At 63.1% G+C, this 14,936-nt stretch carries 10 protein-coding genes and 1 pseudogene; all 11 read right to left on the bottom strand.

Annotated elements, in window-relative coordinates; genetic code table 11:
• The coding region (locus tag KBA48_RS28215; RefSeq protein WP_292912028.1) for an arylsulfatase at positions 1-1,570 on the bottom strand (1,570 nt) is incomplete at its 3' end.
• 12 nt (positions 1,571-1,582) lie between these two features.
• Positions 1,583-3,115, bottom strand: coding sequence for a sulfatase (locus KBA48_RS28210; RefSeq protein WP_292912027.1), 1,533 nt, complete (start codon positions 3,113-3,115; stop codon positions 1,583-1,585).
• On the bottom strand, positions 3,112-4,545 hold the full coding sequence (locus tag KBA48_RS28205; RefSeq protein WP_292912026.1) for a sulfatase: 1,434 nt from the start codon (positions 4,543-4,545) through the stop codon (positions 3,112-3,114). The genes KBA48_RS28210 and KBA48_RS28205 overlap by 4 nt, the downstream gene beginning before the upstream one ends.
• An 80-nt stretch (positions 4,546-4,625) precedes the next feature.
• A complete protein-coding gene (locus tag KBA48_RS28200; protein ID WP_292912025.1) occupies positions 4,626-5,495 on the bottom strand; it encodes a formylglycine-generating enzyme family protein in 870 nt (289 codons plus the stop codon).
• Positions 5,496-5,509: 14 nt separating this feature from the next.
• Positions 5,510-7,126, bottom strand: a complete 1,617-nt coding sequence (locus tag KBA48_RS28195) for a sulfatase (RefSeq protein WP_292912024.1) — start codon at positions 7,124-7,126, stop codon at positions 5,510-5,512.
• 27 nt (positions 7,127-7,153) lie between these two features.
• Positions 7,154-8,713, bottom strand: coding sequence for a sulfatase (locus tag KBA48_RS28190; RefSeq protein WP_292912023.1), 1,560 nt, complete (start codon positions 8,711-8,713; stop codon positions 7,154-7,156).
• 73 nt (positions 8,714-8,786) lie between these two features.
• On the bottom strand, positions 8,787-11,387 hold the full coding sequence (locus tag KBA48_RS28185) for a TonB-dependent receptor (RefSeq protein ID WP_292912022.1): 2,601 nt from the start codon (positions 11,385-11,387) through the stop codon (positions 8,787-8,789).
• Between the two features lie 103 nt (positions 11,388-11,490).
• Positions 11,491-12,498: a FecR domain-containing protein gene (locus KBA48_RS28180; RefSeq protein WP_292912021.1), complete on the bottom strand. Its 1,008-nt coding sequence runs from the start codon at positions 12,496-12,498 to the stop codon at positions 11,491-11,493.
• Positions 12,476-13,090, bottom strand: coding sequence for an RNA polymerase sigma factor (locus tag KBA48_RS28175; protein ID WP_292912020.1), 615 nt, complete (start codon positions 13,088-13,090; stop codon positions 12,476-12,478). The genes KBA48_RS28180 and KBA48_RS28175 overlap by 23 nt, the downstream gene beginning before the upstream one ends.
• A 478-nt stretch (positions 13,091-13,568) precedes the next feature.
• Positions 13,569-14,201, bottom strand: coding sequence for a tyrosine-type recombinase/integrase (locus tag KBA48_RS28170; RefSeq protein ID WP_292912019.1), 633 nt, complete (start codon positions 14,199-14,201; stop codon positions 13,569-13,571).
• A 626-nt stretch (positions 14,202-14,827) separates the two neighbouring features.
• Positions 14,828-14,936, bottom strand: a pseudogene (locus KBA48_RS28165) (IS5/IS1182 family transposase); the annotation flags it as partial.

Below are 14,936 nucleotides of genomic sequence, written 5' to 3'. Positions count from 1 at the left end.
TCGGATGGGCATCGGCCCATTGCTGCCAGGCGGCCGCCATGGTGGCGACGCGTTTCGGCTGCGCGGCGGCCAGATCTCGGCTTTCGGTGGGATCGGCCACCACGTCGTACAATTCCCAACGCCCATCCTTGCCGCTGCTGACCAGCTTGTGGACCCCGTCGCGGACGGCGCGTTCCTTGTTGAACGACCAGAAATAACGCTGGTGCCCGGTGAAGGCGGGATCGGTGAAGGCGGGGCGCAGGCTTTGACCGGCGATGCCGGGATCATTGTCCGGTGGGGCCCCCGCCAGATCCAGCGCGGTCGGCAGCAGGTCGGCAACATGGCCGAAGGCCGCCGTCACCTGCCCCTTGCGCGCCAGCCCTGCCGGCCAGTTCACCACCATGGGCGTACGGATGCCGCCTTCATACAGGAACCGCTTGTAGCGGCGATAAGGGGTGTTGGACACGGCCGCCCAGGGTTCCTTATAGGCCGTGTTGGTCGCCGCCGATCCGATAGGGGCGGACGGGTCGTCATAACCGAATTTCGGGCCCATGGGTTCGGCCGACGCGCCATTGTCGGACAGGAAGAAGATGATGGTGTTGTCGCGCTGGCCCGTCTCCTCCAGCGTCTTCAGCACGCGGCCCACGCCCTGGTCCAGATGGTCCAGCTGGGCGGCATAGACTTCCATCCGCCGTGCCCATTCCGCCTTGTTCTCCACCTTGTCCCAGGCTGGGATCTTCTCCGGCAAGGGCGGCAGCATGGCATCGGCGGGCAGCAGGCCCCTGTCCTTCATATGCTGGAACCGCCGCTGGCGCACCGCGTCCCATCCGGCATCGAACCGCCCCTTATATTTGGCGATATCGGCATCCAGCGCGTGCAGGGGCCAGTGCGGGGCCGTATAGGCCAGATACATCAGGAACGGCGCCGTCGCCCCCTTCTGCGCCTGGACGGTGGCCACGGCCCGGTCGGTGATGGCATCCGTCATGTAGAAGCCCTGGGCCGGCGGCTGCCAGATCTGGTCGTTGGCCACCATGAACGGCTTAGGCGGCCAGAGATGCCGGCGTTCGGGATTGTCCTGATCCTCCCGCATGCGCATTTCGAAATAGCTGGACGCCCCCGTGATCAGGCCGAACGCCTGGTCGAAGCCGCGCCGGTAGGGCCAGTCCTGGGAGGCGGCGCCGAGGTGCCATTTGCCCACCAGATGGGTGCTATAGCCGGCCTGACGCATCCGGTCGCCCAGGGTCGGCACGTCGCGCCGCAGATGTTCGTCTACGCTTGGCCCTTCGCCGCCGCGTTCCAGCAAGCCCCGACTGCTATGGCCGGTCAGCAGGGAAGCGCGTGTGGGCGTGCATTTGGTTTCGTTATAGAAGCCGGTGAACAGCAGCCCGTCACGGGCCAGCCGATCCAGGTTGGGCGTGTCGATATCCCCGCCAATAAAGCCGGGATCGGCATAGCCCATGTCATCGGCCAGGATGATCAGGATATTGGGCCGGTCGGTCGCCGCCCGCGCCAACGCGGTGCCGGCCAGCAGGGCCAGGGCGCACAGGCCGGCCAGCCGGCGCCAGCGGCTGGAAAGATCAGGTTTGCGCATGGGAAGGCTCCTTCACGGACGCAGCCATTCGGGTGGGAATTCGCCCTGCGGGGCGCCGTCGCGGCTGCGGTAGATGCGGCCGTCGCGGTTCTTGGCATCAAAGGGAATGACACGCTCCCCCTCCCGGTTGCGCAGCGCCGCGAACAGGCGTTCACGCAATTGCTGCTTCAGGGCCGCCTGGTCCGGCCGAGCGGCCAGATTGCGCGTCTCGTCCGGGTCGACGGACAGGTCGTACAGTTCCTCCGGCTCCCAGACGCCATGGTAGTAGATGTACTTGTAACGATCGGTGCGGATGGCGAAGGTGGTGGGCGTGTGGGGCAGCGCGAATTCCCAGTAATATTCGTAGATCAGTTCCTGCCGCGCCCCCTCGCCCGCCGGCTTTCCCTCTGCCAGGGCCCGGAAGCTGCGCCCCTCGAAATCGGCCGGGGCCGGCACACCGGCCAGATCCAGCACGGTGGGGGCCACGTCCAGATTGGCAACCATCCCGCCGACCACGCCGCCCGCCGGGAACCGGCCCGGCGCATAGGCCAGAAGCGGCACCCGGATCGACGGTTCATAGGCGTTGCGCTTGTCGATCAGCCCATGTTCACCGAACAGGAAGCCATTGTCGCTCATGAACAGGATGATTGTATCCCGCTCCTGCCCCGTTTCCTTGAGCCAGGACAACAGGCGGCCGACACTGTCATCCACAGCCGACAGGGTTTCCGCATAGCGCCGCCGCAGATCGTCCAGCGACTTTTCACCGTAATAGGCGTAATCGACGCCGTGCCAGCTATTGCGTTGCGTCCGTACCCAGCGCGGCTTGCCGTCGTTATTGGCCGCCGTGTCTGCCTGGGTGGCTGGCGTGGGCGCGGGCAGGTCCTTGTACTGGCCTTCATGCCGTGTGGCGGGGGTGAAATCCTCATGCACGGCCTTATGCGCCAGATAGAGGAAGAAGGGCTTCCCCCCCGTCTGCTCCTGCCCCAGCCAGTCCAGTGCATAATCGGTCAACTCGTCGGTGATGTAGCCCTTCTGCGGCACCGGCTTGCCATCGATATTCAGCATCTGGTGCCCGCCCGGCCCCTGATCGGGCAGATAGACGCCCTGGCCGGCGAAGCTGACCCAATGGTCGAAACCGGGGCGCGGGGCATCACCCTGGCCCATATGCCATTTGCCGATCATGGCCGTACGATATCCGGCCTGCTGCAACAGGCCGGGAAAGAAGCGGGTCCCCGCCGGCTCCGGCAATTCGTTGCCGACAATGTGATGGTTGCGGGCCGACTGTCCCGTCAGGATCGTGGCCCGGCTGGGCGAGCAGAGCGAGGTGGTGACGAAGGCATTGGCGAACCGCACCCCCTCCTTCGCCAGCCGGTTCAGGTTCGGGGTCTTCAGGACCGGGTTCAGCACGCCCAGTTCGTCGAACCGCAGATCATCTACGACGATCAGCACGATATTGGGCGGCCGCTGGCGCGATGGGGTGTTGGCACATACGGCCCCGGCCGGCAGGGACAGGGCCAGCGACAGCCCCAGACACAACCCGCGCAGAAGGAGATGACGTACCATCATTCATACTCCCACTTGCGCAGCCAGCGGTCGTTCGTGCGTTCCTGGAAGGTCTTCAGCCGTTCCGTCAGGTCGCGCAGCGTGTCGGCATGGGCCGGGTCGGCCGCCAGATTGTGAATTTCATCCGGATCAGCCTTCAGGTCGTACAGTTCGAAGGCCGGGCGCTGCATGAAATCAGCCACGGGCCGGGGGCCGAAACTCTGCTGATTGCCGGCCAGAAAGCTCTGCCAGCTCAACGACTTGTACAGGTCCAGCGCGAAGGGGAAAGGCAACGGGTGCGCGATGTTCCAGATCAGCTTGTACCGGTCTGTGCGGATCATGCGCATCGGATAGTACATCTGCACTTCATGGAACACCTGGCTGGCGAACACCTCGTTCCAGCCCCCGGCGTCTGGTCCGTCCACCAGGGGCCGGAAGGACCGACCCTGCATGTCGGTTTCGTCCTTGGCGCCGGCATAATCCAGGATGGTGGGGGCGATATCGACCCAGCTCACCATGCCCTGGCGCACCGCGCCCTTGAGCCCGCCAGGTTCCCGCACAATCAGCGGCAGCCGGATGCCGGGGTCATACAGGTTGGTCTTGGCCCCCGGAAAGGCGGCCCCATTGTCGGACAGATAGATGACGACAGTATCTTCCATCCGGCCGTTCTGGCGCAGCAGGTCCAGCAGGCGGCCCACACCTTGGTCCAGCCGGGCGATGGACTGATAATATTCGGCCAATTCCTGGCGGACCCCCGGGGTGTCGGGCAGGAAGGACGGCACGGCGACGGTGGCCGGATCAAAGGTGATGGGGGTGACACCGGGATAACCCTGCGGCCGGTTGCCGAAATGGTTGGGTTGACCGGCCGCCATGCCGCCATCGCGGTGGGGATCGTCGGTGGCGAAATAGAGGAAGAAGGGCGCCGACCGGTCCTTGATGAAATCCGCCGTCGCATCGGCCATGGCCACGGGGCTGCGGCCGATGGAACCTTCGTCATTGGCCGCCCCCTTGGACAGCACGGTCTGGAAGGCGAAGACCTTTTCCGGCGCGATATGGTACTTGCCGATGCGCCCCGTGCGGTAGCCCAGGGCCGCCAGCCGAACCGGCAGGGAACGGACGGAGGGGAACGCCTGGAAATTGTTTTCCCCGTGCTGCAACCCGTACATGCCATTGGCATGGACATGCAGGCCGGACAGGATCGTGGCCCGGCTGGGCGAACAACTGGACGCCGTGGCGAAGGCATTGTCAAAGCGCACGCCGTCGGCCGCCAGCCGGTCCAGGTTAGGCGTGCGGACCTGCCGGTTGCCATAAGCACCCAGCGCTTCCCGACCATGATCGTCCGACACGATCAGCACGATGTTCGGCTTCTGCGGTGTGGCCGCGCCGGTCAGGGCGGGCAAACAGGTGACCATGATCGCCAGGCCGATGGCCCGGGCGATGCGCCGCCAGTTCATGATGACTCCTCCCCCTTATGGTACTTCGCTTGTTGTTGAGACGGCGCAGAAGCGTCCATCCGCACTAGATTGCCGGTGCCTCAACCATCGCGGGCGCAGCGGAATCCGACATGCATCAGCGCGGTTTCCGCCGAGGCATGGCTGCGCGCGGCCAACCGGAAACCGTGGCAGACATTGGGGTCACACAGGAACGACCCGCCGCGCATGGCATATTCGGTGTCCTTGGTCGGGGTCACCGGCTTGTCGTGGTCGGCATAGGGGCGGTAAATATCGGCCATCCACTGCCAGACATTGCCCGCCATGTCGGCCAGCCCCGCCGGCGACCGCCCGAATACACCGACGGGCGAGGTGTAAAGATAACCATCGGCACCGTCATTCTCGTAGGGGAACATGCCGGTCCAGACATTGGCCCGGAACTGCCCTTCCTTCACCAGCTTGTCGCCGAAGGTGTAGGTGGCATCCCCGTCGCCCTTCTGGCCGGTGCGCGCCGCCCGTTCCCATTCCGCCTCCGTGGGCAGCCGCCCACCGCGCCAGGCGCAATAGGCTTTGGCATCGTTCCAGGACACCTGGGTGACGGGGTGGTCCTTCTCCGCCGCCGGTTGGTCCGGTCCCCGGGGATGGCGCCAGTCCGCACCCTTGACCAGTTTCCATTCGCCCGTGCCATAGGTCATCACCCCGGCATCGCCGAACTGCTCCGCCTGCGATCGATAGCTTGTTTCCTTCACGAAGCGGGCAAACGCGGCGACCGTCACCGGTGTGGTGTCCAGCAGGAAGTCGCCCACCTTGCGCATGTGCCGGGGTCGTTCATCCAGGGGACCATCATCACTGCCCACGGCCACCTCACCGCCCGTGATACCCACCATACCGTCCGGGGCCGGTGCCGCGTGGGTGGAGGTGAAGACCGTCAGGGTCAGGCCAAGGGCCAGACAAAGGGAAAGGCGCTTCATCATGCCGGCTCCTCCGCTCAGTATTTCTTGACGCTACGCAGCTTTTCATCCTTGCCCGGACCATCGGGCAGGAAATGCTGATCGACGTCCCAGTCGCCCTTGCGGCGCATCCAGGTGGAGGGGAAGATCGCGGCCGGCGATCCTTCCTGATTGCGGAAGACGGCCCCACTGTTGAACTTGCGCGTGAAGGGGATGACATGGTCCCCCTCCCCGTTCGCCAGCATGTCGAACAGCCTGGCCCGCAGCGCCACCTTGGTCCGTATCAGGGCCGGATCGTCGATCAGGTTGCGCATCTCCTGCGGGTCGGCCTGCAAGTCGTACAGTTCTTCGGTATCCCAGACGCCGTGATACTGGATCAGCTTGTACCGGTCGGTGCGCACGGCAAAGGTGGTCGGCGTGTGGGGATAGTTGAATTCCCAGTAATATTCATAAAGCAGTTCCTGCCGCCACCCGGCCGGATTCTGCCCCTGGGCCAGCGGCAGAAAACTGCTGCCGGCGAATGCGGCGGGCTTTTCCTTCACGCCGGCAATGTCCAGCATGGTCGGGGCGATATCCAGGTTGGCGACCATGGCCTCCACCTGCGTGCCCGGCGTGATCAGGCCGGGGGCATAGGCCAGCAGGGGCACACGCATGCTCTCCTCATAGGCGTTGCGCTTATCGATCAGGCCGTGTTCGCCGAACATGAAGCCATTGTCGCCCATGAAGATAATGGCCGTGTCCTGGTCCAGCCCTTCCCGCTCCAGCTCCGCCATCAGCTTGCCGATGCTTTCATCGACCGACAGCAGCGTGCGGTAATAGTTGCGGCGGTACTCGGCGATATCGATCTGACTGTGATAGGGAAAGTCGACGCCATGCCAGGAATTACGCTGGTTGCGGACCCAGAGCGGCTTGCCGACGTAATTGTCAGGGGTGTCCGCCATGCTGGCCGGCGGATCGATGCGCAGGTCCTTGTACGCGTCGGCATGGCGCGGGGCCGGCCGGAAATTGGCATGCAGCCCCTTGTGAGAGACATACATGAAGAACGGCTTGTCCCGGTCGCGGCCCTGACGCAGCCAATCCAGCGCGTAATCGGTCAACTCATCCGTGATATAGCCCTTTTGCGGGACGTGCTTGCCGTCGATATTCAACTGGTTGGGCTGCCCGTTGGCGCTGCTTTCGCCCACCACCTCGTCGGGGAAGTAATTGCCCTGGCCAGCGAAGCTGACCCAATGGTCAAAGCCGGGCTGCGGTTCGTCCCCATCGCCCCCCATATGCCATTTGCCGAAGAAGGCCGTCTGATAGCCTGCCCCTTGCAGGTAACTGGGAAAGGTCACCGTGCCGGGCCGCAAGGGGCGGTTATTGTCCACCACCCCATGGTCATGCATGTACTGGCCCGTCAGGATCGTCGCCCGGCTGGGCGAACAAAGCGATGTCGTAACGAAGGCATTGCGGAAATGCGCCCCCTGTTTGGCCAGCCGGTCCAGATTGGGGGTCTTCAGCGCCGGGTTCATGACGCCCAGCGCATCGAAACGCTGATCATCGGTCAGGATGAAGATGATGTTGCGGGGGCGCTTGCCCTCTGCCTGGGTGGCAAGGGTCGCCAGGCAGCAAAGGGCCAACCCCGTCGCCAGGGCCAGAGATCGGATGGTGCGCATGGGTTGTTCCTGGGGCTTGAAGGGGTGTCAATCGGGAGTGTCGCTGGCGCGGATCTCGCCCTCAGGCACGGCCTCCCAATGGAAGTCCTGACCATCGACCACCAGCTTCACTTGCCCCAATTCCACATCGGGTTTGGATTTCGCAGGATGGGCGGGGATCAGCCGGGCCAGCCCATCCATCAGCTTCCGGCGGGCAGGGTCGCGGGCCAGATTGACCCATTCATTGGGGTCGGCGTGGCGGTCATAAAGTTCCTCGCCACCATCCAGATAGCGGATGTAGCGCCAGCGGTCGGTGACGACGGCGAATTCGCCTTCATTCCCCGCGATCAGCACCTGCCGATCCATCGGCTTGGCCGGGTTGGATAAAACGGCGCGCAGATCCTTGCCGTCCAGATGGTGGGCCGGTGCTGCCACATGGGTCAGCGACAGCAAGGTGGGGTAGATGTCCAACAGGCTGGCCACCCCGTCATAGCGGCCAGTCCTGATGCCGGGCCCCGCCATGATGAAGGGCACGCCCGTCGTGCGCTGCCACAGGGAATGCTTGGCCCATTTCTCCTTCTCCCCCAGATGGTAACCATTGTCGGACAGAAAGACGACAACTGTGTTGTCCCGGTTGGGTCCGGCATTGAGCGCATCCAGCACCCGACCAATCTGGGCGTCGGCATAGGACATGGCCGCCAGATAGCCCTGGATCGCCACACGCCAGTCGCCATGGTCCACAATCTCCTTGTGGATGGGCCAGGCGCCCGAATTCAGGGGCGATTTCACCGGGGACAGGCAGCAAAGCGGCTTGACGTGCGGATCACCCGGCAGGTCGGCCAGATCATTCACCGGTACATGCGGCGGCCTGATCTTTTCCAGCGGGTAAAGATCGAAATACTTCTTGGGCACATAGTTCGGCTTGTGTGGGGCATAGAAGCCGATGGTCATCATGAAGGGCCGGTCATGGGCCCTGCCCACCTGTTCCGCCGCCCATTTGGCATCGATGCTGTCCGCCATCCGGTCTTCCACCGCATCGTCCAGGGCGGCGAAATCGAATTCCGGCGTGCCGGTATAGGTGGGGATGGCGGAAGCCGGACGCTTGGGCGTGGGGGCTGGCGGCGCCCAGGGCAGCAGGGGCCAGCCCTTTTCCCTGTTGGCGGGGTTCCAGGCGAAATATTCCGCATAGCCGCGCCGGTCCAGATAACCGTGCATATGGTGGAAGACCTTGCCCGCCCCCAGCACCTTGTATCCGGCGCTGGCGAAATGCGCTGGCAGGGTGGCGATCTCCGGCATGCCGAACAGAGCCGGCTGGTTGCGGTAATGACCGGACGTGGCCGGATGCACCCCGGTCAGGAAGGCCGTGCGCGACGGCGTGCAGAAGGTGGCCGGGGCCTGCATGGACGGGAACACCAGCCCCCGCGCCGCCAGCCGGTCCAGGTTGGGGGTCACCCCCTGACCACCGGCAAAACCCGTCCAGTCATTCATGTCATCGACGACGATGACCAGGACGTTGGGCCGGGCCGGTTCGGCCGTCCGACTATCCGGCACCGGACATAGCAGCAGGGCGGCCAGCACCAGGGCCAGCCTTTTCGCGAATGCATGCATGGGGGCGCTCCCGCAGGGGCGGCCAGGGTGAAGGGGACAGACCGCCGGCCAGCCCCCCTTCCCTGGCGGTTGATCAGAAATTGATCTTCAGGCTGCCGCCGAAATAGCGCAGCGCGTCACGTGGCAGGGCAGCCCGTACACCCCCACCGAAATCCGCCGACTTCACGATGGCGCTGGAATAATAACGCTTATCGAACAGGTTCTTGGCATAGAGTGTCAGTTGATAGTCACCATCGGGTGACCGCAACCCGGCCGATAGATCGACCACGCCATACGCCCCCTGGATCAACCGCGGGTCCTGATCAACGGAGAAGTTGAATTCACTGCGCCAGCGATATGTGGCATTCAGCAGCAGTTCGAAACCGCTATCTGCAACCTCCGTCGTGTAGTCGGTGCCGATATTGAACTGCCATTTCGGCGACCGCGGCGGCCGGCGCCCTTCCAGGTTGATATAGGGCGCCCCTTCGAAGGTGAAGCATTCCGCCGTCCCGATCAGCGGGTCCGGGCACGGCAGGTAATAGTCAGCGAACTGGCTGTAGATCGTGTCGGTATAAGCACCGGAAGCATTGAAACGCAGGTCGCGGGTCACACGGAAATTCGTTTCCAGTTCCACACCGCGCGACCGGACCTGACCGGCATTGACCACGTCGCGCAAGGTATCGTCGATGACGCCGTCGCCATCGGTATCGACAAAGGTGGTCACATCCTCCTGGAAGTCATCGATCTTGATCTCGAACGCTGTGGCATTGACGGTGATGCGGCGATCCAGCCATTGCGACCGCAAACCCGCCTCGAACTGCCGCGATTTTTCCGGTTTCAGCAGGTCGGTCGGGAAGGTCGTGGCATCCGACACGATGCGCAGATCCCAGGACGATCCCTTGTAGCCGGTGGAGAAGCTGCCGAAGACATTGAGATCATCGGTAACAAAATACTGTGCCCCGGTACGACCGATGAGCTGCGTGTCGTCAGCCGAATCGTTGAAGGTCCGGCGGTTGGCCCCGTCGATGCCCAGATAATCGGCCGCCGTCTTTTCATAAAGATAGCGGGCGCCGGCGAACAGCTTCAGCTTTTCCACCGGGTAATAGTTGATCTCCCCGAACAGGGCGGCATTATCGGTGTCGATGCCATTGGTGAAGGACCGGTCGCGATTGATCGGCTTGCCCGTCCCGTTGCAATTGGTTACCCGCAGCGTCACCGGATCGATAACGGTCTTGGCCGCATTCAGGTTGAAGCAACGCGTGTCCGCCGCTTCCCGGTCCAGGCTGGAATGGTAATAGAACAGGCCGGCGATATAGTCGAATTTGTCCAGCAGCGGGGATGTCAGGCGCAGCTCGTGCTGTGTCGTCCAGGTGTCCTCCATACCACCAGTGTTCAGCGGACCGGCGATGATGGCGCTGGCGTCCGCGTCGCGGTTTTCATCCAGGTTGAAGGTGCGGTAGGTGCCCAGATACTTCACCTGATAATCGCCCAGCGCCAGGGTGGCCTCCAGCCCCGCCCCATAATTCTCCACGTCCGAATATTGATAGATATCGGCCGCCGTCGTCGTGACATCCGACCCCACCGGCACACGACCCAAGGTGATGACGCGGGCATTGGGATTATCGGTGGACAGGTGCACCGTGCCGGCCCCGTTGCTGTCGCTCTTGGAATAATCGGCACGGACGATGACGCTGAATTCCGGGGTCAGTTCCGTCAGCCATTGGGCCCGCACGCCCCGGCTTTCGGAATTGGTCAGCTTCTCCCCATCAATGGCATTGTTGTCCAGCCAGCCGTCGATCCTGGAATAGCTGGCGTTCAGGCGGATGGCGGAATTGTCGGCGATCGGCAGGTTCACCGCCCCCTTCACCGTACGCTCGCCATGTTCGGCCAGACCCAGGCTTACATAACCTTCCTGGTCGTTCAGCTTCGGCTGACGCGTGATGACATGGATGGCACCGGCCGAAGTGTTGCGGCCGAACAACGTGCCCTGCGGCCCTCGCAACACTTCCACCCGTTCCACATCGGCAACATTCTGGGTCAGCGAGGTGGTGCGGGCATAGACCTCGCCATCCACCATCACCGACACGCTGGGCTCGAACCCGGAGGAAACGGCGTTGGTGCCAATGCCGCGGACGGAAATCTGCGCCGTGCGAGCCTCGTCCGCCTGCTGGAAATTCACACCCACGACCTGCAGGGCGGCATCGATGGCCCGGTTAATACCCTTGGCCTCGATCTGCTCCCCCGTCACCACGCCGACGGAGACGGGAACATTCTGCAATGTCTCCGACCGCTTCGTGGCGACGACGATGATCTCCTCCAGTGCGTCGACAGCCGGCGCGGCGGTAGCCTGTTTCTCGGCGGGACGCAGGGTGATAGTGCCGTCGGCATTCTCCGCATAGGCGAGGCCGCTGCCGGCCAGAAGCGTCGACAGGGCATCAGCACCGCTCTGCATCCCGGTTACGGCGGGCGCCTGGATGCCTCGCACCAGATCGGCGGGCGCCACCACCATCACATCTGCCTGTTTTGAAAAGGCGATCAAAGCTTGGGCCAACGGTTGCGGCTGTATGTTGAAATCGACGGTCTTGTTGGAAACGTCCGCGAGCGCAGTCCCGCCAACCATGATGGCCAGCATGGACGCCGCCAGCAGGCGACGACGGACAGCAACAGGACGGCGCGCAACAGGTTGCACGAACATCAGGAACTCCTCCCCCTTGAAGATGGCTTTGCCGCTTCTTCTCGCGACTTCATGGGTAGGACGGATCACGATGCCCCATTCGCACAAATATTTTGAATCCCGGCTAACCTTTTTTGACCTCTGCCCGCTGCAACACGATTTCACTGCCATTGATGCGGGTCTGCACGGGAAGGATCTCGGGCAGGGTCTGCATAAACCGGCCAATCTGATCGGCCCGGAAGGAGGCGGTGACCTTAAGGCTGCCGAGATCGCGTGAGGCCAGGATGATGTCGCCTTTGTAGTACCGCCGGGCGTCAGCCACAACCTCCGCCAGGGTCGCATCCTCATAGGAGAGATAACCCTGCCGCCAGGAGGCAACGGCGGGGGCGTGTGAACTGGACGGCTTCACCCGCACCTGTGCGCCCGCCGTCACCACCTGGTCGCCGGGTTTCAGGATGACGGGTGCCGGCTTCAGCGCCGCGGGTTGCGGATCGGCCGGCTGCACATGCACCGTGCCTTCAAGGACGGAGACGCGCACCCTCTCCTGCGGGCCGCGATTGACGTCGAACTTGGTGCCAACAACCTGCACGACGGTGTCGCCGGCCACCACGCGGAAAGGGCGGTGCGGCTGCGACACGACATTGAAGAATGCCTCCCCGCTGTCCAGCCGCACCAGCCGCTCGGCATCCGTGAAGCTCACCTGAATACGCGACTGGGCGCCCAGGGTAACGATGCTGCCATCATTCAGGGTCACATCGCGGATCTGCGCCACCTCCGTAGCATAAACTGCCCCATTTCCGCCGAACGGCAGGGGTAGCAAGGTACCCGACAGCAGCAGCAGAACCGCCGCCGCCATAGCGCCGTAGCGCACGGCCGGCGCCGACAAGACCCGCCGGGCCAGCGACGCCCTCACCTCCGGAAGTGCCGCCAACCCGCGCAGGTGCGACAGCCCCGCCACCGCCTTCATGACGGCCATGGCCTCATCAAAGGCCGCACGGTTGGCGGGGGCGGCGTCGCGCCATGCCTCGAACCGCGCCTGTTCCCGCGGCGCCAGTTCCTCGCCAGACAGACGCACGGCCCAGTGACGGGCAGCCGCCCCGATCGCGGGATCATCGCTTCGCTGCGCGTTCACGGCTCAATCCCCGGTAATCGACATTCCTTCGGTCCTTCAAGGCCGCCTGGCAGACGGCCAAAGCTTCCTCCACAATCTTGCGCACGCCGGATTGCGACACGCCGGTGCGCCGGGCGATTTCCGCATAGCTAAGGTTTTCCAGCCGGTTGGCCAGGAAGAAACTGCGATGGCGCGGCGGCAGGTTGCGCACCACCTCCTCCAGCACTGCCAATTCCTCCCGGTGCAAAACGATACCTTCCGGTCCCAATCCGGGCGCAGCAACGTCGACCTCATGCTCGGGAAGATCGGCGGCGGGGGTCGTCGCGGCCACCTTCTCCTGTCGCTTGTGGTCAATGACGACATTGATGGCGGTGCGGTACAACAGCGCGCGCGCGTTCCTCACCTCGGTCTGTGCCGGCATCTGGGCATAGCGCATGAAGGCGATCTGGGCCACATCCTCCGGATCGGGGGGACCGGCCCCGTAACGAACACGAATGAACTGACACAATTCCCGCCAATAGCGGGCATAGAGCACGGCGATGCCATCATCACCATCGCCATAGGTGTCCGGGTCATAGGTATCAGGATTGATCGTCGCTGCCGACCTGGGCACCTCGTTCTCCCCGTGTGGATGGCAACATTCCCTCGTTACTGCGGGGAGGCCTATGCTGGGGAGATTACCTGCGTCCGACAAATCTAGGCCAGAAAAGAATTTTGTGCGGACTGGCAGCTGTCAATCGTCATTGTAGCGGTGATGCTTGGGTCCGCTTCTTTCCTACGCCCATTTTCACTCTCTGTTGTTACCTATATGTTACCTGCGAGGTTTTGGCAGGTGCTTGGCGCAGATAGCAAAAGAGCCTGATCTCTTTTGGAGATCAGGCTCTTAGCATTGGATGCGGGGGCTCGCCTTGGCCGATGGTATGACAATTTATCCGTGAATATTTGATAAAGTTATTCCCCATCCGTGTGAGCGCTTTTTGCTCGCCTTTTGGGTGGGATGGGGGGCCGGAAGCGGAATGGCGGGTTTATGGCGGTAATCTTGGATTCCGGACATCCCCGGCCGCTCCGGCGGTTCCCAGCGGACACACCGGCTATATCTCCGTCGTCTCCGCCAGCTGCAGTGCGTCTTCCACATCGACGCCGAGATAGCGCACCGTCGTCTCGATCTTAGTGTGGCTCAGCAGGATCTGCACGGCGCGCAGATTGCCGGTCTGCTTGTAGATGAGGGCAGCTTTGGTTCGCCGTAGGGAGTGGGTTCCATAGTCTTCGCGGCGCAGGCCGATCCCGATCACCCATTCCTCAACGAGTCGAGCATACTGGCGCGTGCTGATGGGTTTTGCATGATCGACCCGACTGGGAAAGACATAATCAGTCAGCGACCCGCCTCGACGTTCCAGCCAAGCCTGGAGACTCTTGCGGGCCGTCTCCAGCAACTCGAACTGAACTGGCCGGCCTGTTTTCTTCTGAACAACCAGCGCACGTGACCGGATTTCTCCACCACGAACGATGTCGCCGATCTTCATCCGGACAAGGTCACAACCACGTAGCTTGCTGTCGATGGCTAGATCAAACAAAGCGCGGTCACGCACCCGCTGCTGGTGGTCCAGCCAGAAGCGGATGGCCCAGACCTGCTGTGGCTTCAGGGCCCGTTTAGCGCCAATCTGCCGACCTGCATTCCAGGGCAGGCGACCTTTTGCCCCAGGGTCGAATTGTGAGCGTCCCATAGCATCCTCCCTTCGAGCCGGAATTGGCTCGATGGGAGAATAGGCGCCGGTTCTGGTCCGGTACCGCCGAAACCATGACCAAGACATCAGGCGATGCCCACATCTTGGCATGATAGGCTGGCGCTGGCCGATTGCTTGCGCCCGGCCATGCGGTGCGCAGGGGCACCGCGCCCGCCTTCTCCGCCACCACCCGGCCCAGGATGTCCAGACCGTAGGACGTGACGGGAAGACCGGGGCGGGTGATGCTGACCGTCCCGTCGCGTTGGGTAAAGAGCGTGCGGTTGTCGTTGGCGTCATATCCGTAACTCTCCGCCACTCCGTCAGGGTAGGACAGCTTCGACAGCCACCCGTACCCCATCATAGGCATGGGTCAGGACATTGCTGCGCGGGTCGGTGATGGTGCGCACCCTGGTCATCGTCGTCATATACATAGGTGGGGTCCGGAATCGCGGTAGGGACGCTCATTTCTGAGCGCCCCCCACACAGATCCGTACGTGCGGCTTTCCCGCATACGGCTCCTACCTTGAGTGTTCGACGGCAAAGCGCTGATTTGGCCAGGGCTGTTTTCTTCAACAGGCTGGGCGAAATGCGTGACCGCAGTTTCGAGAACTAGGGCCTGTGGGGATTCAGCGCGAATTGATGACAGCAGCGGCGAGATAGATTATGGCTTCAAAGCTTTTGTCTGTTTTGCAAGCTCTCATGGCGATGCGCTTGAACTCCTTGAGTTTGCAGAAG

It is taken from the genome of Niveispirillum sp. (assembly GCF_017996735.1).
Taxonomy (GTDB): Bacteria; Pseudomonadota; Alphaproteobacteria; order Azospirillales; family Azospirillaceae; genus Niveispirillum.
Note: the sequence above shows the minus strand (reverse complement) of the source record. Positions and strands in the feature narration are given on the sequence as shown.

Bases quoted from the DNA above. Each gene is read 5' to 3' on its own strand.
- KBA48_RS28205 (WP_292912026.1), bottom strand. From the start codon at position 4,545: ATGAACTGGCGGCGCATCGCCCGGGCCATCGGCCTGGCGATCATGGTC.
- KBA48_RS28200 (WP_292912025.1), bottom strand. From the start codon at position 5,495: ATGATGAAGCGCCTTTCCCTTTGTCTGGCCCTTGGCCTGACCCTGACG.
- KBA48_RS28195 (WP_292912024.1), bottom strand. From the start codon at position 7,126: ATGCGCACCATCCGATCTCTGGCCCTGGCGACGGGGTTGGCCCTTTGC.
- KBA48_RS28190 (WP_292912023.1), bottom strand. From the start codon at position 8,713: ATGCATGCATTCGCGAAAAGGCTGGCCCTGGTGCTGGCCGCCCTGCTG.
- KBA48_RS28185 (WP_292912022.1), bottom strand. From the start codon at position 11,387: ATGTTCGTGCAACCTGTTGCGCGCCGTCCTGTTGCTGTCCGTCGTCGC.
- KBA48_RS28170 (WP_292912019.1), bottom strand. From the start codon at position 14,201: ATGGGACGCTCACAATTCGACCCTGGGGCAAAAGGTCGCCTGCCCTGG.
- KBA48_RS28210 (WP_292912027.1), bottom strand. From the start codon at position 3,115: ATGATGGTACGTCATCTCCTTCTGCGCGGGTTGTGTCTGGGGCTGTCG.